The 25,706-nt window shown below is 43.9% G+C and carries 23 protein-coding genes; 6 read left to right on the forward strand and 17 right to left on the reverse strand.

Going from position 1 to position 25,706, the window contains the following annotated elements; genetic code table 11:
* Nucleotides 1-46: 46 nt before the first annotated feature.
* The 3 genes from addA to MHB50_RS11710 all read right to left on the reverse strand — a co-directional run bounded on the left by addA (nt 47) and on the right by MHB50_RS11710 (nt 8,642).
* Nucleotides 47-3,781 (reverse strand): helicase-exonuclease AddAB subunit AddA, encoded by a 3,735-nt coding sequence (gene addA, locus MHB50_RS11700; RefSeq protein WP_340083825.1) that lies wholly within the window; start codon nt 3,779-3,781, stop codon nt 47-49.
* Complete coding sequence (gene addB, locus MHB50_RS11705) at nt 3,778-7,266, reverse strand: helicase-exonuclease AddAB subunit AddB (RefSeq protein ID WP_077112344.1); 3,489 nt, start codon at nt 7,264-7,266, stop codon at nt 3,778-3,780. The genes addA and addB overlap by 4 nt, the downstream gene beginning before the upstream one ends.
* Nucleotides 7,267-8,027: 761 nt before the next feature.
* Nucleotides 8,028-8,642 carry a TVP38/TMEM64 family protein gene (locus MHB50_RS11710; RefSeq protein WP_077112423.1) on the reverse strand — a complete coding sequence of 205 codons (615 nt, stop codon included), beginning with the start codon at nt 8,640-8,642 and terminating at the stop codon, nt 8,028-8,030.
* A gap of 196 nt (nt 8,643-8,838) precedes the next feature.
* Here MHB50_RS11710 and MHB50_RS11715 point away from each other — a divergent pair, with 196 nt between their 5' ends.
* A complete protein-coding gene (locus tag MHB50_RS11715; RefSeq protein WP_077112342.1) occupies nt 8,839-9,255 on the forward strand; it encodes a hypothetical protein in 417 nt (138 codons plus the stop codon).
* Between the two features lie 16 nt (nt 9,256-9,271).
* Here the strand turns inward: MHB50_RS11715 and MHB50_RS11720 are convergent, their stop codons facing one another.
* The gene (locus tag MHB50_RS11720; RefSeq protein ID WP_077112340.1) at nt 9,272-9,820 is read right to left on the reverse strand and encodes a competence protein ComK; all 549 of its coding nucleotides are present in this window, start codon (nt 9,818-9,820) and stop codon (nt 9,272-9,274) included.
* Between the two features lie 222 nt (nt 9,821-10,042).
* On the opposite strand from MHB50_RS11720, the gene MHB50_RS11725 reads away from it, so the two are divergent.
* On the forward strand, nt 10,043-10,267 hold the full coding sequence (locus tag MHB50_RS11725; protein ID WP_077112338.1) for an IDEAL domain-containing protein: 225 nt from the start codon (nt 10,043-10,045) through the stop codon (nt 10,265-10,267).
* A 45-nt stretch (nt 10,268-10,312) separates the two neighbouring features.
* On the opposite strand, the gene MHB50_RS11730 is transcribed toward MHB50_RS11725, so the two are convergent.
* From MHB50_RS11730 to MHB50_RS11750, 5 genes are all read right to left on the reverse strand, one after another.
* Entirely contained in the window at nt 10,313-11,587 is a 1,275-nt protein-coding gene (locus MHB50_RS11730; RefSeq protein WP_077112336.1) for a M48 family metallopeptidase, read from the reverse strand.
* 141 nt (nt 11,588-11,728) lie between these two features.
* Nucleotides 11,729-12,046, reverse strand: a complete 318-nt coding sequence (locus MHB50_RS11735; protein WP_077112334.1) for an AzlD domain-containing protein — start codon at nt 12,044-12,046, stop codon at nt 11,729-11,731.
* Entirely contained in the window at nt 12,043-12,768 is a 726-nt protein-coding gene (locus MHB50_RS11740; RefSeq protein WP_077112332.1) for an AzlC family ABC transporter permease, read from the reverse strand. The genes MHB50_RS11735 and MHB50_RS11740 overlap by 4 nt, the downstream gene beginning before the upstream one ends.
* A gap of 36 nt (nt 12,769-12,804) precedes the next feature.
* Nucleotides 12,805-13,872 (reverse strand): nitronate monooxygenase, encoded by a 1,068-nt coding sequence (locus MHB50_RS11745; RefSeq protein ID WP_077112331.1) that lies wholly within the window; start codon nt 13,870-13,872, stop codon nt 12,805-12,807.
* Nucleotides 13,865-14,053, reverse strand: coding sequence for a hypothetical protein (locus MHB50_RS11750; protein WP_083717583.1), 189 nt, complete (start codon nt 14,051-14,053; stop codon nt 13,865-13,867). Before MHB50_RS11750 ends, MHB50_RS11745 begins: the two co-directional genes overlap by 8 nt.
* Before the next feature lie 75 nt (nt 14,054-14,128).
* Here MHB50_RS11750 and MHB50_RS11755 point away from each other — a divergent pair, with 75 nt between their 5' ends.
* Nucleotides 14,129-14,314, forward strand: coding sequence for a small acid-soluble spore protein H (locus MHB50_RS11755; protein WP_077112327.1), 186 nt, complete (start codon nt 14,129-14,131; stop codon nt 14,312-14,314).
* A gap of 912 nt (nt 14,315-15,226) precedes the next feature.
* Here the strand turns inward: MHB50_RS11755 and MHB50_RS11760 are convergent.
* The 3 genes from MHB50_RS11760 to MHB50_RS11770 all read right to left on the reverse strand — a co-directional run bounded on the left by MHB50_RS11760 (nt 15,227) and on the right by MHB50_RS11770 (nt 17,829).
* Complete coding sequence (locus MHB50_RS11760; RefSeq protein ID WP_077112325.1) at nt 15,227-16,003, reverse strand: enoyl-CoA hydratase-related protein; 777 nt, start codon at nt 16,001-16,003, stop codon at nt 15,227-15,229.
* Nucleotides 16,004-16,079: 76 nt separating this feature from the next.
* Nucleotides 16,080-17,069 carry a lipoate--protein ligase gene (locus MHB50_RS11765; protein ID WP_077112323.1) on the reverse strand — a complete coding sequence of 330 codons (990 nt, stop codon included), beginning with the start codon at nt 17,067-17,069 and terminating at the stop codon, nt 16,080-16,082.
* A 25-nt stretch (nt 17,070-17,094) separates the two neighbouring features.
* On the reverse strand, nt 17,095-17,829 hold the full coding sequence (locus tag MHB50_RS11770) for an MBL fold metallo-hydrolase (protein WP_077112321.1): 735 nt from the start codon (nt 17,827-17,829) through the stop codon (nt 17,095-17,097).
* Nucleotides 17,830-17,985: 156 nt separating this feature from the next.
* On the opposite strand from MHB50_RS11770, the gene yhfH reads away from it, so the two are divergent.
* Nucleotides 17,986-18,114: a protein YhfH gene (gene yhfH, locus MHB50_RS11775; protein WP_077112319.1), complete on the forward strand. Its 129-nt coding sequence runs from the start codon at nt 17,986-17,988 to the stop codon at nt 18,112-18,114.
* A gap of 86 nt (nt 18,115-18,200) precedes the next feature.
* Here the strand turns inward: yhfH and MHB50_RS11780 are convergent, their stop codons facing one another.
* Both MHB50_RS11780 and MHB50_RS11785 read right to left on the reverse strand, forming a co-directional pair.
* On the reverse strand, nt 18,201-19,193 hold the full coding sequence (locus MHB50_RS11780; RefSeq protein ID WP_077112317.1) for an ABC transporter substrate-binding protein: 993 nt from the start codon (nt 19,191-19,193) through the stop codon (nt 18,201-18,203).
* Between the two features lie 164 nt (nt 19,194-19,357).
* The gene (locus MHB50_RS11785) at nt 19,358-20,443 is read right to left on the reverse strand and encodes a quinone-dependent dihydroorotate dehydrogenase (RefSeq protein WP_077112315.1); all 1,086 of its coding nucleotides are present in this window, start codon (nt 20,441-20,443) and stop codon (nt 19,358-19,360) included.
* 214 nt (nt 20,444-20,657) lie between these two features.
* Here MHB50_RS11785 and MHB50_RS11790 point away from each other — a divergent pair, with 214 nt between their 5' ends.
* On the forward strand, nt 20,658-21,200 hold the full coding sequence (locus tag MHB50_RS11790; protein ID WP_236017052.1) for an SCO family protein: 543 nt from the start codon (nt 20,658-20,660) through the stop codon (nt 21,198-21,200).
* A gap of 81 nt (nt 21,201-21,281) precedes the next feature.
* Here the strand turns inward: MHB50_RS11790 and hemY are convergent, their stop codons facing one another.
* From hemY to hemE, 3 genes are read right to left on the reverse strand one after another with little or no spacing between them, the layout of a single operon-like run.
* Nucleotides 21,282-22,697 (reverse strand): protoporphyrinogen oxidase, encoded by a 1,416-nt coding sequence (hemY, locus tag MHB50_RS11795; protein ID WP_077112311.1) that lies wholly within the window; start codon nt 22,695-22,697, stop codon nt 21,282-21,284.
* A 24-nt stretch (nt 22,698-22,721) separates the two neighbouring features.
* The gene (gene hemH, locus MHB50_RS11800; protein ID WP_340083826.1) at nt 22,722-23,660 is read right to left on the reverse strand and encodes a ferrochelatase; all 939 of its coding nucleotides are present in this window, start codon (nt 23,658-23,660) and stop codon (nt 22,722-22,724) included.
* Nucleotides 23,661-23,676: 16 nt separating this feature from the next.
* Nucleotides 23,677-24,729 carry a uroporphyrinogen decarboxylase gene (hemE, locus tag MHB50_RS11805; protein ID WP_340083827.1) on the reverse strand — a complete coding sequence of 351 codons (1,053 nt, stop codon included), beginning with the start codon at nt 24,727-24,729 and terminating at the stop codon, nt 23,677-23,679.
* A gap of 253 nt (nt 24,730-24,982) precedes the next feature.
* Between hemE and MHB50_RS11810 the strand changes: the two genes are divergently transcribed.
* Nucleotides 24,983-25,480 carry an antibiotic biosynthesis monooxygenase gene (locus MHB50_RS11810; RefSeq protein WP_083717581.1) on the forward strand — a complete coding sequence of 166 codons (498 nt, stop codon included), beginning with the start codon at nt 24,983-24,985 and terminating at the stop codon, nt 25,478-25,480.
* Nucleotides 25,481-25,706 lie beyond the last annotated feature (226 nt).

The raw sequence follows: 25,706 nt of genomic DNA on the forward strand, positions 1-25,706 counted from the left end.
TTTTTACGAATATGAATCAGCTTTCAACTTATGTCCCAGTCCCGTTTTATAGTTTGATGGTAAATCCACCATCGAAGAAATATAAATAGGCTTCCTTGACTTTCTTTTTTAAAATTTCCTTAATGGCCCGTTCATATAAGCGAACTTGCATTTGATATCTGTTCTTCAATCGCTCTTTGGCCTGAGGGAATCCTCCCGGGAATCGGCCCGTGATAGAATCGGTTTTATAATCAAGTAAAACGACTCCGTCTTTTTCTTCGATGATACAGTCCATCACACCTTGCACAATCACCAGTTCATCTTCCCCGTCCCATGCCGGATAAATGTCCCGCGCCGGAATCCCCATTGTAAAAGGAACTTCTCTTGAAACACCTGATGCTCCCAGGAGCCTTTTTCCTAATTCCGTTTCGAAAAATTGGACAATCTGTTCACCGGAAACCGCATCAGCCTGCTCTCCTGTAAGAATTTCTCTTTGAATAAGCTCATCGAGCAAATGTTCAATAGACAGCAGTGTCGGAGCTTCTGTCAAGGGAATATGCTGCATGACGGTATGCATGATGGTTCCCCGTTCAGCAGGCGACAACACTTTTTGCTCCAAAAACTTGGGCTTATGAAACAAAAGAGTGTTTTGACGCTTTCCTGCAAACTCATACCCGCTTGTCTCATCCTGCAATTCAACCATTCTTTTTAACTCGGAAACGGATTGCTTCGACATTTTATTTGTGGCCATTTGATGCGAATATGTCCAGCTAAGTCGTGTAAAGACAAGATGCTTACATGAAGATTCAACAGGAAATGGCTCACCTGCTTTTACGTGTTGCAGCCATTCATCGCTGTCACTTGCTTCATCTTCCGCTACCGGTTTGATATCCATTTTTGAAACGATATCGATGTGCCAGCGGGAAGGGTGTTCCGCTATGAGGCCTTCCGACCAAATACTTTCGGAAATATGGCAATGGCGATGCCGTAGCAAAGCCGGCCCAATCCAGTCCAAGTAGGCCTTCGCATTCGCTCTGTCAAAATCTTTTAATAGCCATTCCCCACTGATGAAGGATTTTTGCCATTTTAACACTTCTTTTTCCGCATTTTTCACCGTACCGACAAGAAACAGTTTCTCCTTGGCCCTTGTGAGCGCCACATAAAGAACCCGCATTTCTTCGGCCACCAATTCCAGCCTCTTTTTTCTCTTTAAAGCCAACTGGGGCAGGGATGGATAGGAAATCCGTTTTTCCGGGTGGATATATTTGCTTGCAAATCCGTAATCTTTGTCAATTAAAAAGGGACGATGCAAATCCTTTGTATGGAATTCGCGCCCGAGTCCCGAGACGAATACGATGGGAAACTCCAACCCCTTGCTGGAGTGAATCGTCATAATCCGCACGACATCTTCCTGCTCCCCCAATGCCCGGGCCACGCCCAAATCTTTGCCTCGGTCGCGCATTCTGTCGATAAAGCGAAGGAACCGGAATAACCCCCTGAAGGAAGTTTCTTCATATTGGGAAGCTCGGTCATAAAGCGCACGCAAATTCGCCTGCCGCTGTTTTCCTCCCGGGAGGCCGCCAACGAATTCATAAAAGCCTGTATCACGATACAACTGCCAAATGAGATCCGGGAGCGGCCCGCTTCTGGCAAGGGTTCTCCATTCATACAAACCTTCCAAAAAGCCCCGGGCTTTTTCCCTCGTTTCTTCTTGTCCATCTTCCTCAGGGGTGTTCACATACTGTTTAACGGCTGCAAAGTAACTCCCCTGCCGGGCTGCCAGCCGGATTCGGGCAAGCTCTTCTTCATCCAAACCGACAAGCGGCGACCGCAGAACCGCAGCCAGCGGTATATCCTGTTCCGGATTATCAATCACTTTTAACAACGACAGCATGATGGTCACTTCAGTCGCGTCAAAATAGCCTTCCGACAGATCAGCATAAACGGGAATGCCCGCATGCCTCAATTCATCGACCATATCCTGGGCCCATGTCAACGAACGCAACAAAATAACAATATCTTTATATTGTGCTGGGCGGGAGACGCCTTTTTTCACATCATAGACAGGTTTTTTTTCGTCGATGATCTTCCTGATCTTACCTGCCAAAAAGCGGGCTTCCAGTTGCGACTTTTCAAGTTCTTCCTCCATTATTTCCGCTTCTGCATCTTTGCTTTTCCCGGAACTTTCATCCGCCAGATCAATGATGGCCACTTCCACAGGATACGGTTCATCTTCGGGATATCCTGCGCCCTTCACCAATTCCGAGTCAGCGTTATATTCGATTTCACCCACTTGAACCCCCATAATTTGCTTGAACAAATAATTTGTTCCTTCCAGCACTTCAGCCCGGCTGCGGAAATTCCGGGATAAATCGATGCGGAGGCCGCTGTTTTCTCCATTGGAAGAAAAGCGGCTATACTTTGCCAAGAACAAATTGGGTTCCGCCAAACGGAATCGGTAGATGGATTGTTTCACATCACCAACCATGAACAGATTGCCGTTATATTCTTCATCTTGTGAAATGAGCTGTAAGATGGTCTCTTGCACCATATTAATATCTTGATACTCATCAATTAGCACTTCTTTAAATTGATGACGGTAACCGCGAGCCACCTCCGAAGGGCTGACCTGGCCTTTTTCCTGATCCACTAAAATAGCAAGTGCCAAATGCTCCAAATCCGAGAAATCGACAAGCCCTTTGTCTCTTTTGATTTGTTCAAACCGGCAAGCAAAAGCTTTTACAACTTTTACTAAAGTCGCATAAACAGGCCGCATCTCGCGCATGTCCCGAATAAAATTTTCAGGGGACCTTGAAAAGAGTTCAGCTGTCATTTTATTCAGGATTTCTTTTGCCTTATCCCGTAAATCAGCGGCTCTTTTCATTAATTCAGGATCGTATTCATCCCCTCGACATGGTTTGGCGCGTGAAAAACTCCAATTATTCATCATTTCATAGAGCGCATCAAATCCAGTATCGGCGGCTCTTTCCATTTGGCGAATGATCTCCAAATCGTCTTCATAATTGACAGCGCGGGGAGCCGGCCCTCCCGGCCACTTGGTCATTTCATATGCTTCCTCTAACAGTCCTTTTGCACCTGAAAGCTGAAGCCTGATATCGGCTAGGAGGAGCTTTCCAAATTCCAGGTCATCCACACGAGTGTTTTCTGTAACATCATACTTACTGACAAGCTCATCAAGCCATTGATTTGGAAACGGATGAGACCGGGAAAATTCGTATAACTTTAACACAAGGGTTTGCAGTTCTTCATCACTTCGGTCACTTGTAAAAGTATCCACTAGCCTAAAAAAAGCGTCATTATCTTTTTTCCCGTACTCTTCTTCAAACAATTCATCCATCACTTCATCTTGAAGAAGCACCATCTCGGTGTCATCGCCAATGCGAAATTGCGGGTCGATGTCCACCATATAATAAAACTTTCTGATTACCTCCAGACAAAAAGAGTGGAGAGTGGAAATCGACGCTTTGTTCAATAATCCCAATTGCTTGCGAAGATGATTGGACTCGGGGCGATCGTTGATTGCCCGGGAGAGTGCTTCTCCGATTCTGGATCTCATCTCCGCCGCCGAAGCGTTTGTGAAAGTCACGACGAGTAATTGATCCACATTGAGCGGATCTTTTTCCGCCAATATTCTTTGGATAATCCTTTCTACGAGAACAGCCGTTTTTCCAGAACCCGCCGCCGCCGCCACCAATATATCCTGGTCCTTGGCAAAAATCGCTTTCCACTGATCATTTGTCCACGAGGCCTGCTCCGGTTTTGCCGGAATGAATGTTTTCATATTTCTTCACCTTCTTCCCGAATGCGCGCAATAACTTGCTCCCGCTTTTCTTTTTGAATGAGTCGAAATTGGTTTGCAGCCAAGGCCTGGTCGAATTGACAAACAGGCTTATAAACACAAAATTGGCAAGGTGTTTTGTTCGCGAATTGATAGGGACTGATGTCAACATATCCTGACAAAATAGCATTCCCCGACTTTTTATAAAGGCTGCGGACATGGTTCCGTAGTTTGTGGAAATCTTCCTTGCTGGCTGCTTTAGAGTTTGCCCTTAGGGTTCCGTCCGTTTTCAAACCTGCGGAAATAATGTGGGAACTGCCCGATTTCAGCGTGTTGTCCATGAGGCGGATGATGTCGGGATCTTTCAGAACGAGTCCATCCATTTTAAATTTCTTGTGAATTTCTCCTTCAATGGCTTCCATTGTCATTGCTTTATTACTTTCAATCATTGGGTTATGCAAATGGAAATAAAATACCCCTGCAGGGAATCCCTCTTGACCGATTAATGCTTTTGAGTGGGTAACGACAATGTCCAAATATGTCAACATTTGAACAGACAATCCGTAATACACTTCCGTTAAGTCAAGCTGGCGGGCGCTTGATTTGTAATCGATCACCCGTACATAAATACCATTTTCATTTTCGGCTTTGTCTACACGGTCAATGCGTCCTTGCAGCTCCATCCGGGTTCCGTCTTTCAAGGTGAACGCCAAAGGCGGCAGAGCCTGGTTCGGGCCAAAAGAAAGCTCAAAACCGACAGGCGAGAACCCGCTCTTTTTGGCATGTCCGCTCATGACATAGGAAGCTCTTTCAATTACTTTTTCCAATTTTCTTTTAAGATAAGAATGCCGGTTCGAGCTTAACAATATTTGATTGTTTAATTTTGGAGCCAGATGTTCGACAGCTTCTTTTGCAAGCTGGGCACACTGTTCCTTTGTCAGCTCGGACCATTTCAACCGATGTTGATTGATTTGGTCGGCAATCCATTTCAATGCGCTATGGAACAAGTCGCCGATATGAGGAGCTTCCAGCCGATAAATCTCTCTCTCCTGCAACTTTAACCCGTGTGAGACAAAGTGGGAAAAAGGGCAACTGTGAAAAAGTTCCATTCGCGAAACGCTGGCGACCATTTTGTCTCCGTATAATTTTTTACTCGTGTCTTCTGAAAGTTTCTTCGTTCTGTTATCGTAATATAAACTTGACAATATGCGTCTTGCCTTATTTTTCCAAGTGGGGTCGGCCATATAAAAATTGTAAACATCCCACCAAAAGTCAGCCATTGGATATTTTCTTTTTTTCAATTGCAGCTGCCCGGTCAAATACGCAATGGCAGAGTCTGGATGGGAAATATATTCAAGTTGGTTGTCTTCAAACAATTCGGCCGGTTCGTTTACAACCATGCTTTCAGTTGCATGGGGAAACATTGTCCTGATCCGTTCAATAAATGGAGAAGGCTGAAGGGCTTTCCCTTCATCATCTGCCAATGGATAGGACAGGATGAGTTGCTTTTCGGCTGCAGTAAATGACCGATAAGCCACAAACTCCTCATTCAGCAGCCGCCTTCTGCTGTCCGGAGCAATAGGCACGCCTGCTTGCAATAATGCAGTCCGGTCTTCGTCAGACAACACTCCCCCATCTATCATCCTTGCCGGCAAAACGCCGTCGTTTAAACCGGCTACAAATGCCGTTTTAATATGAGACAACCTCGATAATTCCAAATTGGCAACAAAAACTTGATCTACGGCCGGCGGAATAAGAGAAAACTTCATTTCTTCCAATCCGGAGTCAATAATGGAAATAAATTTATCCAATGAGATGCTCGCATCCCCCAAAATCTCCACAAACTGGTCCAATAACTCAATGATGGCATTCCACGCCTGATCATGCTCCCTTGATTCAATTAACCGGCCTTTCTTCTCGGCATTCTCACTGAGCTGCTCCAATTTTTGCGGAACTTCCAGTTCTTCCAGAAATAAATAGACAGCTTCGCATAAATCCCGTCCCTTTACAGCTTTTTTAAGTCGCCTAGACAGCCTTACAATGGGAAGTGTAACGAGCTCCCTTGAACGGGCGATCTCCCTCTCTATTTCCTTTTCTTTATCAGTCTGTACGAATTGGGCAGACTCCAACCCGCGAAACCGGCTGTACGTCCATCGTTCGTTCTTTGTCCAGTCTTCCCCTTTCTTCCCATAAGCAAGAACGTAATTTTCCAGCCTGTCCATTTGCTCCCGGAACGTCTCAATATGTTCTCCAAGCGGAAAAAGCAGGTCTGTTTTGACAGCCCGAAATACCGGCTCGTATCGCCAGTTTCCATTGATGACCTCCAAAACAGAGCGAAGCAACTCTACGAGCGGATGATTGAGCATTGAACGCTTTTGATCAATAAAAAACGGTATGTCGTAGTCATGAAAAATGGTCTCCAAAGCCGACCGATAATCATTTCCATTCCGGATTAAAACAGCGATATCTTTATAACGGTATCCTTCCTCCATCACCAGCCGGCGAATTTCTCTTGCAATGCCTTCCATTTCCGCCCGGCGATTGGCGGCTGCCATCAATTGTATACCGCCTTCCTCCTTTGAAGCACTCACCGGCCTGCTTTCAAATTGGGCTTCTAAATGGCGCAGGTTTGCAGACTTGAATTTTTTCGCATGCAAAAGCTGGATATCTTGTTCAACCGGAACGTCTTCTTGCTGCGCCATCTCATATAAGTGAGCATACGTTTCGCCAGTCATTCTAAATAGATGAAGTTCATCAGGCAGCTCATGTTGAAAGGGCCGATCCAGTATAAGCGCCACCGTCACCCTGCTGCATTTTTTCAAAAGGCGATTGATCACCAAATATTCCTGGGGCGTAAAATTGTGAAAACCGTCAATATAAATTTCGGCATTCTGCAGATATTGAGACCGGTCAATCAGTTCTGACAACAAGCGCAAGCTATCATTGGAATCCAAATACTTTCCTTCCAGTCCTTTTTCAAAAAGCCGGTAAATCAATTCAATGTCATGGAGTTTATCAGCCAATGCCCGTGTAGAATGAAGAAACGCCATTTCCTCCTTCTGTTTAGCCAGGTCATCAGGCGCCACACAATAATGTTTCAGTTCAGTGAACATCTGTTCCAATTGCTGGACAAAGCCCGATTTATCGGATGCCTGTCGGAACAACTTCAACTCATTCTTATGGTCTTCCACAATTTTTCTGATCAACATATTCAGCCCGGCACTTGTCACATGATTTCTGCTTGACCCGCCTGTTTCCTGAAAAATCCGCCAAGCAAGCCGGGTGAAACTGTATACTTGGGCCCGGATCGTTCCGGCGAGTCCCGGCGTTTGCACCAATTCATATTCAGATAAAAACGTCATTTGCTCCGGAACTATGTATAAAATGGGGGGACCGTCAGGAAGTTCTTTTAACTTCTCTCTGATTTCGTTTAGAATGAATGTCGTTTTTCCTGTCCCCGAACGGCCGATAATAAAACGAAGCGACATATTTCCAACCCCTTTATTCACTTTTTCCCCATGAAACCGAAAAATTTCCTTTTATTATAACATATAACGCCCAACAAATACGAACATACATTCCGCAAGAAAAGTGGGAAAGTCACCGGCCTGCACACAAAAAATGCGATCATTTCAATAAGTACGGTCAAATCGCACAAGACCATTCCCACCGGTGTCAAAATCACATCGGGCCAGTTGACCAATTTACTCGCCTCATTCCTGGGAGCGGGCATGATCAACCGGGTTTGATGACCACTTTTGCGATTTACTCTATAGGGAGGACGGAGCTGTCATGGATGGTGACCGTTTTCTTCGCCTCTCCCGGGAGCGGGCATGATCTATCATAGCTAGTGGTCGGTTTCCGTTATTACTTAGACGTTATACTTGTGTGTGCTCCTTTTTTCAACCTTGGAAAGTAGAATGGTAATGACCGCTGCTGTTTCTGTGATGGACGATCTCTCCTCTGTTCCTTTCATCAAGCATGTTCCATTTAAACGATAAAGTGTACGGTGAGTTTTGCGAGCGCTTTCTCCCCCAAAGTGATACATATGTCTCTCATTTCTTTTCGATTAATTACATGCAACATGAGAAAAGCACCTCCAATATTTGATTGGGGTGCAGTTCAACGTTCACATCTTTATTGCCATCCATTTTCCAGATCATGCGTACGTTTTTTAAATGCGCGACGCCAAAGCCTTTTGTTTATTTGAAAATCTGCGCGACGCAAAAAGAAGGCTTGTACACTTTTCTTAATCGTGCAGACGTGTCTTATCCTTTTCTTTCAGCTTTTCTTCGACCCGTTTTCCAGCATACCACAGGATGGCGATGATCAAACAAACAATTCCCGTTCTGACGGGCTGTTTTACTAAAGAGATGACGTCATATCCAATAAAGCTCATTGTAAAAATCATGACGGCTTTCCCGGTTAACACAGCAAGCATGTATTGATATATGCCTATTTTCGAAAGACCTGCCACAATATTTACGACAGCTGATGGTGTAAACGGAAAACAGAGTAGAATAAATAACGGACCAAAGCCGCGCCTTTCCACCCAAGCCATCAAGCTCCGAACTTTTTCATTCCTGCGCAGAAAGTTGAACACCCGCGCTTCGCCAAATCTTCGTATGAGCAAGAACACAAAATAAGCCCCGCTCGCAGAGCCAATCCAGGAAAACAGAAACCCCCAGCCAAGTCCGAAAGCATTGGCGTTTGCCATCACAAACAAAAACAACGGCAAAAACGGGAAAAACGCCTCTAGGAATGGCAATAAAATACCGGGGAGCGGACCGAAAGAGCGGTACTTTTCGATTAATTCCATCACATTTTCAATCGTTATCCATTCTTTGAAAAAATCCAGATCCATCAATATTCCTCTATTCACAACCGGGAGCACGGCCTTGTTTGTTTTTAAATTATAACATAGCCGCATGCCTCTGATCTATTCTTCTTCCTCCATGCAAGAATTGCCTTCCTTACCAGCAATTTCATCTTGCTATTTCGAATGCCTCTTAGTAAAATGAGAACAAATGTTCCCTTCTTTAAGGAAAGGAGAATGAAAAATGACAAGGATTCCTGACAATGAACGGGATGTAATTGAGCAGGCGATCTACTTGCCAATGGTTCTTTCCGTATTGCGCCGTGACTTGCGCATGATAGAAAAAAGTCCCTTCAAACTAAAAAAACCTTATCAGGAATTGATTCAAAAAACAATGAACATCATTCAGAAGGAGCTTGCAGCAGTAAAACACCATTTGCAAAAAAACAATATCCGTGTCAAGAAAATAAAATCAGACAATGCTTTTACGATGTACATGTTTTTTTACAAAGGCTACGAGGAACACCATAATTACTTTAATCCCCGTCTGCGAAACAGGGTCGAAGAACTGCTCACTGATTATTTGGGCAGCGGCAGCCGGACCAAATCACAAGCGCGTAGCCCCGAAACGGAGCCAACACCAAAAAAGAAGGAGACATGAACATGTTCCTTCTAAATTAAGTCCAATAAAATCCTCTCTGCTCTGAAACCTGATTATGTATCAGCTTGGCAAACTTCTCCATCCGCTTCATATTTTGCATAAATTTAATTCTTAGCATGGCCGTCCGCGATAACTGGTTTTCAAACGAATAAAATGAAATCGGAAGTTCATGGATTTCATTGTTTTGGAATGTAACGATCGTCGCATCTGACCCGTTTCTTTTATGTGAGGTAACATAATCGTGAGAAATCCATATACAATGGGAGCTTGTAGGTGATGCGGTAGGAAAAAGAAAGATGGATGTGTAGGGGTCTACAATAATCGGTGGCTTGTGGGTAATTCCTATGAGCTGCCGTGTCCCGTGTCGTCTTCCATTGAAAGAAGATCCAAAATATTCACAGCTTCTCTTTACGATATTAAAGGGCGGGTCTGAAGATAAGTAACGACCATTCATTTCAAAAATTTCCGAGAGAATTTGAGGATCATTGTTCGTTGCGGGCTTAATCATCATCGTGTACGGGTTAATTTCATAATCCTCAACAAAAACGATGTCCTTTTTCGCCATAGCTCTTCCCCTTTCAACAAACTTCATCATTATTCATATAAATCATAACATACGCGCACAAAAATGTCACATAAATTCCAAATTATATTAAATAATGAAAATTCTCTCATTCATAATAAGCAACAGATTTATTCTTAAAAAACATCTGAAAATTTTCATAGATTAGTTGTATTTTGCCCATTAACCGTGTATAATTAAAAAAAGGTTCCGAGGTGATCATCGATGGAAAGGAAGAAATCTTATCAGGAACTGTTGAAAGAGTATACGATGACACAGCAACAAAAAGAAGCACAAGCGCTTGAGTGGTACACTGACCTTTTCCTGAACGGACTCCTGCAAAAAAGACGCGAAGAGCAGTTGCGAAAAGAAATTGACTTGGCGCTTGACCGAAAAGACAAAGAAGCTTTTATGAAGCTGACAAAAGAATTGGCCAAATATACAGAATAAATACTCAACAATAGTCATCCCCCTCTTAAGGGGGATGTTTTTCATTTATAACTCTTCGTCCCGATCACCTTCAAATTCTTCCATCATTCTAATCCGTTCCAGCATCGTTGGATGTCCATAACGGAAAATTTTCACAAGGTATGGCGGGTTTACTTGGCTTAACCCTGCTTTCGTCAAGTTTTGAAATGTCCGTACGGCCGCGTCTTTGTCCTGTGTCATTTCGATCGCATATCGATCAGCCCGCATTTCCTGGTAACGTGATACCCAGTTTGTCAACGGACTGACGGCAAACAGAAGAATAGAGATTGTCAGCAGAAAAACAGGCAGGGAGCTGATGTTTGTTATACTTTCCACCTTCCACACTGTTCCTCTTTTGGCAACCCACCGTTCCATCCATTTCGCTGTCAGCCACAGGCCCGCAAAGGAAAGCAGCGTATAGCCGGCAATGCCAAAATAAATATGCTTTTCCACGTAGTGGCCCATCTCGTGAGCCATGATAAACAAAACTTCCTCATCATCCAAACGTTCAAGGGTCGTATCCCAAAGAACGATCCTGGAGTTAGATCCAACACCCGTTACATAGGCATTTAACGCATTCGTTTTTTGCGACATATCCACTTCATATACATGTTCCGCCGGTATGTCCGCTTCATTGGCAAGCAGGAGGATTTTGGATTCCAGTTGTTTGTCTTTCAAGGGGTAAAAATCATTATACAGCGGATCAATGACGACAGGCTGGATAAACATCATGAAAATGGAATACGGAACCGACAACACCCATGCGGCCAACCACCACTTCTTTTTAAATTTTTTCATCAAACTATATAGCACGAGGACAAGGATGAACATAGTGGCGTAACTGACCCAAAAATCAATTAATTCATCCTTCATCCACGATGGGAACAACTGTGTGGAAATATTGTAAGTTCTTGAAAATACATAAGAGATATAAGAAAATGGAAAAGTAAATACGAATGATGCAAGAGACAGCCAGAATAAATAAATAGCTGTTTTCAACGGAAACCATTTTGACGCTTGGCCTGCCCAACGTTCGAAGGCGGCTGAAACACCAAAAATAAGTACTAAATAATAAAACAACCACTCATATGGAGAAGACAGAAAAAAAAGCAAGTTGCGGATCTTGGAATATTCTTCACTTAACATCATTTCCCGGGCGTTTAAAAATGTGGTTGGATCGACGCTTGTACCTTTATACATATCCGGGATGGACGTATCAGCCAAAAAAAACAAATAAACGTACATGACTACGCCGAACAAAAAATAAGCGGCGATTGCACGTAAACACCATTTTCTAACCATTTCATTCCCCCCCTCGTCCATTCATTATTATATGTAGAAAAAAATACATCAGAATAGAACCTGTTTGAAAGTATTGTGTCCTACTGCACAAAAAAATAAGCGGGCGAAGACGCCACGCTAATGAAAACCATTCGTATTTTTTTACAAAAAAGTTGAAGAAGCAGCTAAGATCACAATGGAACCAATGACGACGAGAATGACGTTCGCCCCAGCAAAGGCGATCAAAAATGCGGCCACCGCCCCGACAATGCCGTACAGAATATCCCCGTCACGTATAAATAAAACAGCCGGAAAAATGAGGGCGCCGAGCGTTGCATATGGGACGTTTTTCAGGACACCCTGTACAAACGGCGGCAACTCCTTTCCTTTAAACATAATAAACGGCAGCATCCTCGGGATATACGTCACAACAGCCATTCCGATAATCGTTAAAATAATCGTGGAACCGGAAGGATTCATTTGATCATCCCTCCTTTGTTTTTCACCATCTCGACAATTTCAATGATAATGGACGAGAAAAGAGTCGCTGCCACAATCGCCCAACCTTTTCCCATCACTCCAGAGTAAACAAAGAGACTATTGAATACCGCGGCTAACAGAGCCAAACAGCCCACTTTTACACTCTTTTTCATAGATGGCACGAGCAATCCAATGAACATTGCATAAAGTGAGATGGCCATACTTTCTTGCAACACTTGCGGCAGTCTGGCGCCAATGGCAAAACCTATAGCCGAACAGATCACCCAGCTGCTGTAGGCAAGTGTAATAATCCCAAATATATATCCCGTTTTCACTGTGTCCGGCTTCGTGGCGGCGACCGAAAAAGTTTCATCTGTAATACCAAAAGCATAAATGGCTTTTTTCCAACGGGCGTCTTCTTCCATTTTTTCATTTAAGGAAGCAGACATGAGAAAATGCCTGATATTAACGATAAACGTCGTCATTATGATTTCAATGGCCCCAGTCCCAAGTGCAAACATGCTGAGCGCCATATATTGTGACGCCCCGGCAAAAACGATTAGGCTCATCAAGACTGTCTCCAATAACGTCAACCCTGATGTTTTCGCAAGCAGCCCATAAGTTAAGGCTATGGGGGCATACCCGATTGCGATACTGATGCCTCCCTGAAGGCCTAGGCGAAATGATGAATCTTCCTGTTTGCCGACCGATACTTCCACCATTGTCCCTCCTCACAACAAAACCGGCTTTTAACATACTTAGCTTAGAACTTGGTTCGTTTCTTTCATGATGTTTTTAAGAATATGAGCGGCATGTTCTTCAGGCCGCCGGAGGAGCCGTGTTCCTTGTCCCGCCCACAAAGACATATATTCTGGATCGTTTTGTTCTGCGGCTACCTTTCTGATGTCATTTGTCAAGGTATTCTGGGTAGGAAACGGAAGCGGTTCTACCGCAGCTTCAAATTCTTGGATAAATGTGTTTTTGATTCCCCGAGCCGGTCGGCCTGAAAAGCTTTTCGTAATAACAGTACTTTCCTCTGTACTTTCGGACAATGCTTTCTTATAAACAGGATGAGCGACAGACTCTTTGCTAATTAGAAAAGCCGTGCCAAGCTGAACACCGGCTGCCCCCAGTGCCAGTGCTGCTATTACCCCTCTGCCATCCATAATGCCTCCGGCAGCGACTACGGGGACATTCACATGATCTACAACTTGCGGAATGAGAGAAAAAGTGCCGATATTGGCTCCATTCGGATGTGCGCCGATGTCAAACGTTCCACGATGGCCGCCCGCATCGCTTCCTTGAGCCACAATTATATCCACTCCCGCTTTTTCGGCTGCAATCGCTTCGTTTACAGTTGTCACCATGGAAATGGCTTTGCTTCCTGCCCTTTTTGCCTCTTTCATTTTATCCGGTGAAAGCAAGCCGAAGGCTGTGCTGATCACCGGAACTTTTTCTTCCGTCAGTACTTGAAATTGCTCTTCAAACAACTGTGGCGGCATTTCAAAGTCCAATTTCTCATCCATGCCCAGATCCTTTCTGAAGCGATTTAAGACATGTTGAACTTTCTCGAATCCATCCGTGCCGCCTTGCTCTTTCGTACAAAATAAGTTCACTCCAAACGGCTTATCCGTCTTTTCTCGAATGTCCCTGATACACGTTCTGATCGTTTCAGGAGCCATATAAGCCGCCCCCACTGTCCCAAGCCCGCCGGCCATGGAAACAGCTGCAGCTAATGCCGCGGTCGCGGTCCCTGCCATACCTGCCTGAATAACCGGAAATTGAATATTTAACTCATCACAAATAGATGTTCTCACATTAATCATGATTCCGCATCCTCTTTTCTTTTTCTATCAATCTTTTGACATGTTCTTTCGGTGTCCAGCAATCAAACTGATAGTTTGTTTTTGTTTCAAACCCGAGGCGGGTACATAAATAGACCATCTTGCCCTCTTTTCTTTCTGCCGAAAAATGAATGCAAGTGGCACAACAATGATAATTTTTCATCTCAAGCCCCCGATTCATTTCTACACGTATAACCCCATTATAAAGAACCAATAGTATAAGCAGGAGGGTTCTTTCATGAATATAATGCGAGCAAAAGAAATTGCTTCCTTGCCAGACATGGTAAAGGTCACTTTAAACGGCGTTCCTGTATATATCCAACATGTGGACGAGAAAAACGAAACGGCCAGGATTTACCCGCTTGATGAGCCGCAAAATGAACAATCCGTTTCAATCCGCCAACTGAAAGAAGAAGAGGGATAAAGTGAAACTTCAATCAGCGGAATTTTTTGTCCGCTGATTGTTAGTTGAACCAATCGGGCGTTTACTGGCAGTTGGACCTCTACTCACATTTTTCATTTTACCTTGAACTCTTGGAGTGGGGGCTTACTGCCAGTTAATGCGGGATAAAGTGAAACTTCAATCAGAGGAATTTTTTGTCCGCTGATTGTTCGTTGAACCAATCGGGCGTTTACTGGCAGTTGGACCTCTACTTACATTTTTCATTTTACCTTGAACTCTTGGAGTGGGGGCTTACTGCCAGTTAATGCGGGATAAAGTGAAACTTCAATCAGCGGAATTTTTTGTCCGCTGATTGTTCGTTGAACCAATCGGGCGTTTACTGGCAGTTGGACCTCTACTCACATTTTTCATTTTACCTTGAACTCTTGGAGTGGGGGCTTACTGCCAGTTAATGCGGGATAAAGTGAAACTTCAATCAGCGGAATTTTTCGTCCGCTGATTGTTCGTTGAACCAATCGGGCGTTTACTGGCAGTTGGACCTCTACTCACATTTTTCATTTTACCTTGAACTCTTGGAGTGGGGGCTTACTGCCAGTTAATGCGGGATAAAGTGAAACTTCAATCAGCGGAATTTTTCGTCCGCTGATTGTTCGTTGAACCAATCGGGCGTTTACTGGCAGTTGGACCTCTACTCACATTTTTCATTTTACCTTGAACTCTTGGAGTGGGGGCTTACTGCCAGTTAATGCGGGATAAAGTGAAACTTCAATCAGAGGAATTTTTTGTCCGCTGATTGTTAGTTGAACCAATCGGGCGTTTACTGGCAGTTGCTCACCCCGCCACATCTTCGTTTTATTTTTTTGAATCGAGTGTCTTGCTGCCGATTCAGGCGGGAAAGTTGAAACGAGTTACTCGTTCATCCAGTTCAGCTTGTTATTTTCCTTGGTATACAGGCTTTCTTTTTTCACTGAATGCCTGAAGGGCTTCCAGTCTGTCTTCTGTCGGGATCGTCAATTCATAGGCTTTTCTCTCGATTTCAAGCCCGGTGGCAAGATCGGCATTCATCCCCGTTTTAACGGCATATTTCGCCTGCTGGACGGCAATCGGGCCATTAGCCAAAATCGCATTTGCCAATTCTCTTGCGGCTTCCATAACCCTTTCCTTTTCCACCGCTTTCGTTACCACTCCATATGTAACAGCATCTTCACCCGAAAATCTTTTCGCCGTCAAAATTAATTCGAGCGCCTTTGCTTCACCAATCAGACGCGGCAGCCGCTGTGTCCCGCCGGCCCCCGGTATGATGGCAAGGCTTGTTTCCGTCAGACCCATCAACGCCTCTTTGGCAGCGATCCGGAAATCGCAAGCAAGCGCCAGCTCCATCCCTCCGCCAAATGCATGTCCATTCATGGCGGCAATGGTCGGCTGTGGAAGTTGTTCAACCGCCTGAAACACTTTTCCTATTTTATAGACATTGCGGCGCACTTGCTCTTCTGAGAGTGTTTTTCTTTCTTTCAAATCTGCTCCAACGCTGAATGCTTTGTCACCTGCTCCCCGAAACACAATGACTCTGGCGTCCTTGTCCATTCTCAATGATTCAATTGTTTCTTCAAGCTGGCACAGCGTTTCATAATTAAATGCGTTCAAAGAATCCGGCCGGTTAATCGTAATGGTTGCGATAAAGTTCTCCACATGACAAACAATATTTCCCATTTTATTCCTCTCCTTTGGAAGATCTTTTAGCATTTTTTATTTTTAGGAACAAATTTAAAGCATCTATCATCAAAAGCTAATAAATTAAATTGACGATTTCCTCTTTCGTCACATTTCCGAAATAATGGGAGACATCGATCCCCGCCAGCGCTCTTTCGATATCGGCTCGTTCATAGCGTGTTCCGATCAAACGGCTTTCTATTTCGGCTACATCTCCAACACCGAAAAAGTCGCCAAATATTTTACATTGCGAGATGACTCCTTTCGTTACATCGAGGCGGAATTCAACCAGGCCAACCGGGAATCTGCGGGAATGCTGGATATTACACTGAGGGGACTTTCCAAAGTTCCAATCCCAACTCTTGTAGCGTTTTTCAGAGATTTCATGGATCTTTTGCCAGTCATCCTCGGTTAGCTTATATTCCGGAATCTCGTCTACCCCTTCAAAAATATGCCGAAGCAGTAATTGCCTAAACGCTTCAATCGTCATTTCTTCCGTTAAGAACTCAGAGATGTTGGCCACCCGGCTTCGAATCGACTTAATGCCTTTGGATTCTATTTTATCTTTTCTTACTTTTAAAGCCGATACGACGTTTTCAATTTCCGAGTCAAACATAAGCGTTCCATGGCTGAACATCCTGCCCCTGGTTGCGAATTGGGCATTTCCCGAGACTTTTCTCCCCTCAACGAGAATATCATTTCTTCCTTTCATCTCCGCTTTCACCCCGATTTTATCCAGGGCCTGAATGACAGGCTGTACGAACTTTTGAAAGTTCATGAAGCTGTCGCCATCATCTTTTGTAATAAAGCTGAAGTTCAAATTGCCGAGATCGTGGTAAACGGCTCCTCCCCCGGATAGCCTGCGGACGACATGAATACCGTTTTTTTCTACATACTCCGTATTGATTTCCTCGATGGTATTTTGGTTTTTTCCAATAATGATGGAAGGTTCATTGATATAAAATAATAAATATGTATTGTCCGCATCCAAATGCTTGAGCGCATATTCCTCGATTGCCAAATTAATGCGCGGATCCGTAATCCCGTTGTTATCAATAAAAAGCATTTTTTCCTTTCCTTCCTTTCCAATTTTATAACGAAACAGTGAGTCCTTCTTGGGCGATGAGAATGTCCCCCCTGTATTGTTCCCCTGCTTCTGTTTTAAGTTGATTCAAGTTTCCATAGTGCGGAAGATGCGTCAAAATCAGCTTCCCCACTTTTGCCATGTTTGCCACACGTCCTGCCTCTTCACTCGTCATATGCCCCGCGGCTGTTCCATCCATCCCTTTATAAAAATTGGACTCCGCCAATAATACGTCGGCATCCTTGGAAAATTCGGCCAACTCTTCAAAAAATGCGGTGTCCCCCGTGTACACAAGCGTCTTTCCGCCAGCTTCAATCCTCATGCCATAGCAAGGAACAGGGTGCTTCGTTTTAAAGAAGACAATGGAGAAGGGCCCAATATGCAATAGTTGATCCGATTCATAGGGAATGCCTTTCATGACATCTTTATAGGATAGCTTGTCAAATTCGGCCTCATTTTGGCCGTGCCCATAGACGGGAAGGCATCCGTCGTATTGATGAATGAATTTTGCAACGTAAAGTGCATGTTGGGTAACGCCGATATCCGCTATATGATCGGGATGATAGTGTGAAAGTACGATGGCATCCAGTTTCTCTGGCGGAATCATCATTTGCAACTTTGACAGGACGGCACTACCGCAATCAAGCAGCAAGTAATAGTTATCATACTTCAACAAATAGCCGGAGCTTGCTTCCCCCCCTTTCGGATAGCCGCCCCAGCAGCCCAATACAGACAGTTCCAATTGATTCACCACTTTTTTTATTTACCTTAACTATACTTGATTTCGAAAAATTTATCATGACAAAAAATTTTTATTGACAGGAAAAGCGCTGTTATAATACAATATTATTAAAGATGATCAGTTGTATAACAAAATGGAAGGAGAGGGAAACAAGTAATGCTTGATAACGTCGTAGAATTCTTTAAAAACCTGCCTCCAAAAAGATGTACGGAATGTGGAGAAACTGTATCAGAACAGCACGAGTGTTATGGAACAAAATGTGAAAAATGCCTTGATTTTAAATAATGATAGATAAAGAACTTATAAGATTTGATAACAGCAAAAAATCTCCTTTCATGCAGACATGAGATCGGAGATTTTTTTTCGTCCTTCTATTCCTCGTGAATCTCGGCGTTCCACTCCGGCTTGATTTCCATTCCGATTGTTTCAGCCACTTTTTTATTGACCATAAATAATAAGGTTTTGGGCGGCTGAGCCGGTATGTCCCCCGGATTTGCCTCCTCTGTTAATATTTTGACGGCCATTTTTCCTGCTTCATGGCCAACCTCAAAAAAGTCAACACCATATGCGGCAAAAGCACCGCGTGGAACCGAGGCCACATCGGCTGCCAGTAACGGCACTTTTTTATCCGATGTTACGTCAGCAACCGATTCAAAAGCGGAAACGACCGTATTATCCGTGATCACATAAAAAGCATCCACTTGATCGATGATCGACTCGGTTGCCTGTTTGACATCGGCGGTGGTTGAAACCGTCGCCTCCACTAATTCCAACCCGTAATCATCCATTTGTTTGATCAGCTTATCAATTTGGGCCCGCGCATTTTGTTCTCCTGAATTATAAACAGTTCCGATTTTCTTCGCGTTTAATTGTTCTTTAAAAAATGTTAACGTCTCCGGAATCGAATCAGGATGGTGATGGCTCGTCCCTGTTACATTCCCGCCCGGCTTTTCCATTGATTCTACTAATTCGGCGCCGACTGGATCAACGACAGAAGTAAACACAATCGGAATCTCGTTCGTTTTGCTTAATGCAGCCTGTGCGCTCGGCGTTGAATTGGCAAAAATCAGATCTACATTTGCACTGACAAAGTTGGTGGCAATCGTGTCATTGGCTGTGTTGTCGCCTTGGGCATTTTGAATGTCATATTCGACATCCAGTCCCGCTTCTTCCAGGGCTTTTTGAAACCCTTCAGTGGCAAGGTTCAAAGCAGGATGCTCTTGGACTTGTGTAATGCCAATCGTATATGTTTTCCCTTTTTCTTCATCTTTATTGGTATCTGGAGAAGCAGTGTCATTGTTGCACGCCCCTAAAATGAAGATAGCGCTCATAAAAACAAAAGCGCATTTTTTGAATGCGTTCATTTACATCCCCCCATAAACTCCCTTAATAATAACTTTAGAAAAATATTAATTTTCAAAAATTATAATGGAGGGAATATTGACTGTCAACCTATTTTGTGATTTGGTCGATCGCAACAACCAGATATAAATAGAAAGCCATCAAAAAAGACGGCTTTCATGTTTCGTTATTTTACATCGGCCCCAACCACTTCGGAAATATGGTGGATGCCGTCCCGGTCCATCAGTTCAATTAGCCTTGCGTTGATGTTTTTGGCAATGCTTGGCCCCTCATAGATCATTCCGGTATATACTTGAATAAGGCTCGCTCCCGCACGGATTTTTTCGTAAGCGTCCTCCCCGGTAAAAATACCGCCGACTCCAATAATCGGCAGTTCGTCCCCCACCTCTCGATAGATTTCTCTTATCCAGGCGGTTGAACGTTCTTTCAGCGGCAAGCCGCTTAAACCGCCGGCCTCGGAAGCTGTGTCCCGATTTCGCAGGCCTTCCCGCGACAATGTCGTGTTCGTGGCGATAATGCCGGAAAGTCCCTCCTCTTTGGCCAAGCGGATGACATCAGACATCTGTTCATCTGCCATATCAGGGGCGACTTTTAACATAATCGGTTTCTTTTGGGCACCATTGTGTTCCAAATCTCTTTTCTTGTTTTGAATGGACGCGATTAAATGTCGGAGACTCTCTGTTTCCTGCAAGTCCCGCAAGTTCGGCGTATTGGGGGAGCTGACATTGATGACAAAATAATGTCCGTACGGATAGAGGACTTCCAAACATTTTTCATAATCACTTGCCGCGTCTTCGTTCGGGGTAATTTTGTTTTTTCCGATGTTGATTCCAATCGGTATATGAGCTTTCTCAAAATCCCGCAAGTTCTCTTTGATCCGCTCTGCTCCTTCGTTATTAAAGCCCATTCGGTTAATGACTGCTTTGTCATCAGCAAGGCGAAATAAACGAGGTTTGTCATTCCCGGATTGAGCTTTGGGCGTAATCGTCCCTACTTCCACGAATCCGAAACCGAGTGCGGCCAGCCCGCCGTATACTTCCGCATTTTTATCAAAACCGGCAGCAAGCCCGACAGGATTGGGAAAGCTGATCCCCATTACGGTGGATGACAGCCGGTTGTCAGCCGCACCATATATTTTTTTTAGCAGTCCGCCCCCACCCATATTTTCAGCCAGCTTTAGCAGCGCCACCGTCTTATGATGGACATCCTCAGGGTCAAGCCGGAATAAATATTTTTTAATAAGAGGATAAATGGCTGTTCACACCTTTCTATTGTCTCGATGCTATGTACTTGAAGAGATTCTACCATTATACACAAAATTGCTCAATGACCTGTAATTGAATGTCTAAATTGAATAATTTCTGAACTCTTGCGTGACATAATCCTCTTTAAAAGAATCGTAGGTTATAATAAGGATAAGAAGTGCGTAAATGGAGGTATCTTTCTTGAGAAAATCGCTATATATCATGTTCCTGGCTGTGTTGCTCGCATTAGCTGCCTGTTCATCCGAAAAAAAAGGGACGCCGATCGCGGACTTTAACTTTACCGATCAGGATGGGAAGCCTTTCGGCCTGAAAGATTTGGAAGGAAAAGTGTGGGTGGCCGACTTTGTGTTTACAAATTGTACGACCGTTTGTCCGCCCATGAGTATGAATATGAGTGAACTGCAAAAAAGGGTGAAGGAAGAAAAACTGGATGACGTCCATTTTGTTTCTTTCAGTGTGGACCCTGAAGTCGATACGCCCGAAGCATTAAAAAAATACGGAGAATCTTTTAACGCGGACTTTTCCAGGTGGCATTTTTTAACAGGGTATACGCAAAAAGAAATTGAAGATTGGGTTCCGAAAAATTTTAAATCTGTTGTGAAGAAGCCTCGTGACGACAACCAAGTGATACATGGCGTCAGCTTTTACCTGATGAATAAAAATGGAGAAATTATCGGTGAATATCCCGGCGATAAGGATGTTCCATTCGATCAAATTATGAAAGACATTAAAAGAGCCTTGTAGCAGGAAAGGAGGTCCTCCTTCCTGCTTTTTTGAGGACATATATGTAGCACAACAAAAGCGGCCCATTTCCGGCCGCTTTTATTACGAGTTGATATAGGTTAACACTTTGTTCACTACCGCTTTCCCCTGGTCAATACAATCCGGAATCCCGAGTCCTTCAAACGAACTTCCTGCTATATATACCCCCGGCAAATCCTCGCTGACGATTTTGTTCATCTTTCCGACACGCTCTTTGTGCCCTATTGTGTATTGAGGCATCGCCTGTTTCCAGCGGGTAACGATCGTAAATTCGGGTTTGGCTTGTAAATCCATGATCCTTTTTAAATCATCCAATACAATCTGCTCAATTTCTTCATCCGGCAGATCAACAACGGTTTCTTCTCCGGCACGGCCAACATATGACCGTAAAAGCACTTTTCCGGCAGGTGTCGTATGCGGCCATTTCTTATGAGTCCATGTGCAGGCTGTGATCGTGTAATCACTGTTTCTGGAAACGACAAAGCCGGTTCCGTCCATGTGGTCCGCCACGTCATTTGCATCAAAGGCCATCGCCACTGTCGCAACCGACGTGGAAGGAACATGCTTAAAGCTGCCGAAAAAGTCGTATTGTGGAAATAGATCGGCCAATAACATATGCGGTACTGTACAAACGACACTATCCGCTTCTATATTTTTTCCGTTATTTAAATAAACGGTATAACCTTCTTCGTCTACTTTCCTTAAAACTTTCATGACCCGGGTCCCTTTTAGAATACTTGATGCGGGAAGCTTTTCTTCAATGGCACATACAATCGACTGAAGCCCGCCTTTCAGTGTTTGAAAAATCCCCTGGGTTTTCGGGTTCAATGTTTTTTTCGGCGCAGATGGCGTTGTGTTCTTCATCCCCAATATTAAGCTGCGATATTTCTTCTCCACCTCGTAAAATTGGGGAAAGGTGGATTGAAGGCTTAACTGGTCGATATCCCCGGCATAAATGCCCGATAAAAGGGGTTCAATCAGATTTTCAACGACTTCATCACCAAGCCGCCTTCTGAAAAATCTTCCCAAAGACTGGTCTCCCGAAACTTTGGAACGCGGGATGATAAAATCAGCAGCCGCTCTCATTTTTCCTTGAACCGAAAATAAATTAGTAGTGATAAAAGGGGTAATTTGTGTGGGTATCCCCATTACTGCCCCTTTCGGCATGGAATGAAGCTTATCGTTTACAAGCACGAATGACTTTCCCACTGTATTGTTGACAAGCTCTTCTTCCAATCCCACATCTTTTGCGAGTTCAGCGGCACTTTTCTTGCGTTCCAGAAATGAGTCCGGACCGCGTTCGATGATAAAACCGTCCTTATGGACTGTTTGAATTTTTCCTCCAAGCTTGTGGCTTGCTTCAACGAGTTTAATATCTATCGGGAGCTCTTGTTCATCAATAGCCCGCTGTAAATAATACGCTGCTGTCAAACCGGTGATGCCTCCGCCGATTACAACAACTGTTTTATGACTATCCAAAGCTATACCGCCTTCTTTTGCAAATTAATCAACTTGTTCCAATTTCTTTAACACAACCGTGGCCATGGCATCAATAAAGTCCGGCTGGGCATCCGGCATGGCGGGACGGTAGTATGACGCACCAATCTCATCGGTGACAACCTTACATTCATAATCATTATCATAAAGGACTTCCAAATGCGTCGAAACAAAACCAACAGGAATATATATATATGCCTTATAACCTTTACGTTTATGCAAATCCCTGGTTAAGTCCTGCACATCGGGTCCAAGCCATGGCTCAGGTGTATTTCCTTCACTTTGCCAGCCCACGGCATACTCTTTCACCCCTGCTCCCTCGGCAATCAAATCGGCTGTTTCTTCCAATTGCTTCGGATAAGGGTCATTCAATTGCAATATTTTCTCCGGGAGGCTATGAGCCGATACAATGAGACACGCCGAATGTTGCTCATCCTCAGGCATGTTTTCCAGTGTCTCTTTAACTTTCTCGACCCAATAATCGATAAACTTAGGTTCGTTGTACCAGCTTTCCACTGACGTAATGGCCGGACCGCCAAGCTTATCGGCTGTTTCTTTCGCGCGGCTGTTGTATGACTTGACGCTGAATGTTGAAAAATGTGGTGCCAATACGATTGAAACAGCTTCCTCAATACCGTCTTCCTTCATTTTTTCAACAGCATCTTCAATGAACGGTTCAATATGCTTCAGTCCAATGTAAGCCTTAAACTCAACATCTTGCTGAACTTCGTTTAACCGCTTCTCCAAACCAAAGGCCTGATCCTCGGTTATTTTGGCAAGAGGTGAAATACCTCCGATGGCCTCGTACCTTCTCCGCAAATCTTCCAATGCTTCTGGAGATGGCGGCCTGCCATGCCGAATATGTGTGTAATATCTTTCAATATCGTCTTCGGTGTATGGAGTGCCATATGCCATTACTAGCAAACCCATTTTTTTTCTTGCCACGTTTTTCGCTCCTTTTTTATTGGGACTGTTTCATTTTCATTGCGCTGTATTCGTGAATAAAAGCTGTCAGTTTTTTGAGTGTTTCCGGTTTTACATCAGGGAACACACCGTGTCCCAGATTAAAGATGAATCCCGGCTTTTCTATACCTTGGTCAATAATGTCTCTCGCCCTTTCTTCAATCATTTCCCACGAGGAAATGAGCAGAGCCGGATCCAGATTTCCTTGCACGGCCTTTGTGATTCCAAGGTTTCTCGCCTCACGAATCGGAAGCCGCCAATCAAGCCCGATGACATCAAGCGGCAGATCATTCCATTCCAATGCGAGGTGGCTTGCTCCCACGCCATGCATAATGATTGGTGCTTTTTCATTTTTAAAGCCATAAAAAATCTTTTCCATATGAGGTTTGATATACGTCCGATAGTCTTGACGGCTCAACGCCCCTACCCAGGAATCGAAAAGCTGCACGGCACTTGCACCGGCATTGATCTGTGCTTTTAAATACACAATGGTCATATCGGCCAGCTTATCCATTAAAAGCGCCCAAGTTTCAGGTTCCGAGTACATAAGCGCCTTCGTTTTATGGTAATTTTTTGAAGGTCCGCCTTCAATCATGTATGACGCCAAAGTAAACGGAGCCCCGCCAAAACCGATCAAAGGAACCGATAACTGCTCGTCTGTTAACAGCTTGATCGTTTCCAATATATAGCTGATGTCTTCTTCAGGAGAAAGCTCCCCGAGTTTTTCCACATCCTCTTTCGATCTGATGGGATTGTCGATTACCGGGCCTACCCCGCTCACAATTTCCACATCAATTCCGAGTGCCGGAAGGGGTGTCATAATATCTTTATATAAAATGGCCGCATCCACATCATACATTTCTACGGGTAGCCTGGTGACATAAGCACATAATTCCGGTTGATGTGTAATTTCAAACAAGGAATATTTTTCTTTTAGCTCCCTATATTGTGGCTGTGACCTTCCCGCCTGGCGCATATACCAGACAGGAACATGATTAGTCTGTTCTCCCTTTGCTGCCTTTAAAAAAGAATCGTTTGTTATGTTTTTCATATAAGAAACCGCCCTTCATCATTTTAGACGCATGGATCTAGTATAATTGTAATGGTTGGAACGCACATAATTCATGTTCGCCTTTACTATAGTCTTTTTAGAGCCCAAAGTATAGCCGGGGCGCATGGTTGTCATAAATTTGTGCTTTTTTTGTTCTCATTAGCAACTTTCCGTTCACGGAAAATGGCGTTTTCAATTTCAAAAAAGGGTAAACTACAAATATGAAATAAAAATGGCCAAAGAGGTGCTTTTATTGTACACATATATTACAACTGGTACTTATTATTTTATGAAAAAAATAGCCGACCAATATCCGAATGAAACGATGATTTTGATGGTAAGTCCCGTAACAGTCCAATTATGGCATGAAACAGATGGCGCAACCATTTTCAAGTCTCCCAGAAAATATGAGGTCATCCACTCAAGCGGAACATGGGCAGAAAAAGGGTTTGTAGCCTGTCACCATATTCCTGTACGGGATGAAGGACGCCCTGTTTTTGAATACGACTTCATAGAAAGTGTCAAAAATGTCGAGCAGTTTCCAGGATTAATCGTCATGAGAGTGTTGCGGCCCCTGTCAAGCGATACGTACATTACCATGACGATGTGGAACGATAAAAAAGCATATAATGATTGGAAAGACGACTTGAAACAGCAGATAGATTTAAAAATAGTCAAAAATACCGGCATATTTGCTGGACCATCTTATATTTCCACATTTGCCGTTGGTGAAGAAGAGGATCAAGAGTAAGCAGCTGATCTCATTTGACCGATCAAGCGCTGAGCCAAACACAGCTGGGAATTCGATCACGTATGTGCCGCCAACCAAATCACCTAACACATTCCTGAAAAAGCGATATGTTTACAGCCAGCGTACCCACTTCGTTCTCAAACCCATTTCAAAAAAACAGCCCCAAATAAAAAAAGTGGTATTAAATGGGCACCTACTGGCAGTTAAGGTGGGGAAAAAAGCCCGC

The sequence above is a fragment of the Siminovitchia sp. FSL H7-0308 genome, from assembly GCF_037980985.1.
Classification (GTDB): domain Bacteria; phylum Bacillota; class Bacilli; order Bacillales; family Bacillaceae_C; genus Siminovitchia; species Siminovitchia thermophila.

Coding starts and splice junctions, on each gene's coding strand:
- addA (WP_340083825.1), bottom strand. CDS start 3,781: ATGAAAACATTCATTCCGGCAAAACCGGAGCAGGCCTCGTGGACAAAT.
- addB (WP_077112344.1), bottom strand. CDS start 7,266: ATGTCGCTTCGTTTTATTATCGGCCGTTCGGGGACAGGAAAAACGACA.
- MHB50_RS11710 (WP_077112423.1), bottom strand. CDS start 8,642: ATGGATCTGGATTTTTTCAAAGAATGGATAACGATTGAAAATGTGATG.
- MHB50_RS11715 (WP_077112342.1), top strand. CDS start 8,839: ATGACAAGGATTCCTGACAATGAACGGGATGTAATTGAGCAGGCGATC.
- MHB50_RS11720 (WP_077112340.1), bottom strand. CDS start 9,820: ATGGCGAAAAAGGACATCGTTTTTGTTGAGGATTATGAAATTAACCCG.
- MHB50_RS11725 (WP_077112338.1), top strand. CDS start 10,043: ATGGAAAGGAAGAAATCTTATCAGGAACTGTTGAAAGAGTATACGATG.
- MHB50_RS11730 (WP_077112336.1), bottom strand. CDS start 11,587: ATGGTTAGAAAATGGTGTTTACGTGCAATCGCCGCTTATTTTTTGTTC.
- MHB50_RS11735 (WP_077112334.1), bottom strand. CDS start 12,046: ATGAATCCTTCCGGTTCCACGATTATTTTAACGATTATCGGAATGGCT.
- MHB50_RS11740 (WP_077112332.1), bottom strand. CDS start 12,768: ATGGTGGAAGTATCGGTCGGCAAACAGGAAGATTCATCATTTCGCCTA.
- MHB50_RS11745 (WP_077112331.1), bottom strand. CDS start 13,872: ATGATTAATGTGAGAACATCTATTTGTGATGAGTTAAATATTCAATTT.
- MHB50_RS11750 (WP_083717583.1), bottom strand. CDS start 14,053: ATGAAAAATTATCATTGTTGTGCCACTTGCATTCATTTTTCGGCAGAA.
- MHB50_RS11755 (WP_077112327.1), top strand. CDS start 14,129: ATGAATATAATGCGAGCAAAAGAAATTGCTTCCTTGCCAGACATGGTA.
- MHB50_RS11760 (WP_077112325.1), bottom strand. CDS start 16,003: ATGGGAAATATTGTTTGTCATGTGGAGAACTTTATCGCAACCATTACG.
- MHB50_RS11765 (WP_077112323.1), bottom strand. CDS start 17,069: ATGCTTTTTATTGATAACAACGGGATTACGGATCCGCGCATTAATTTG.
- yhfH (WP_077112319.1), top strand. CDS start 17,986: ATGCTTGATAACGTCGTAGAATTCTTTAAAAACCTGCCTCCAAAAAGA.
- MHB50_RS11780 (WP_077112317.1), bottom strand. CDS start 19,193: ATGAACGCATTCAAAAAATGCGCTTTTGTTTTTATGAGCGCTATCTTC.
- MHB50_RS11790 (WP_236017052.1), top strand. CDS start 20,658: ATGTTCCTGGCTGTGTTGCTCGCATTAGCTGCCTGTTCATCCGAAAAA.
- hemE (WP_340083827.1), bottom strand. CDS start 24,729: ATGAAAAACATAACAAACGATTCTTTTTTAAAGGCAGCAAAGGGAGAA.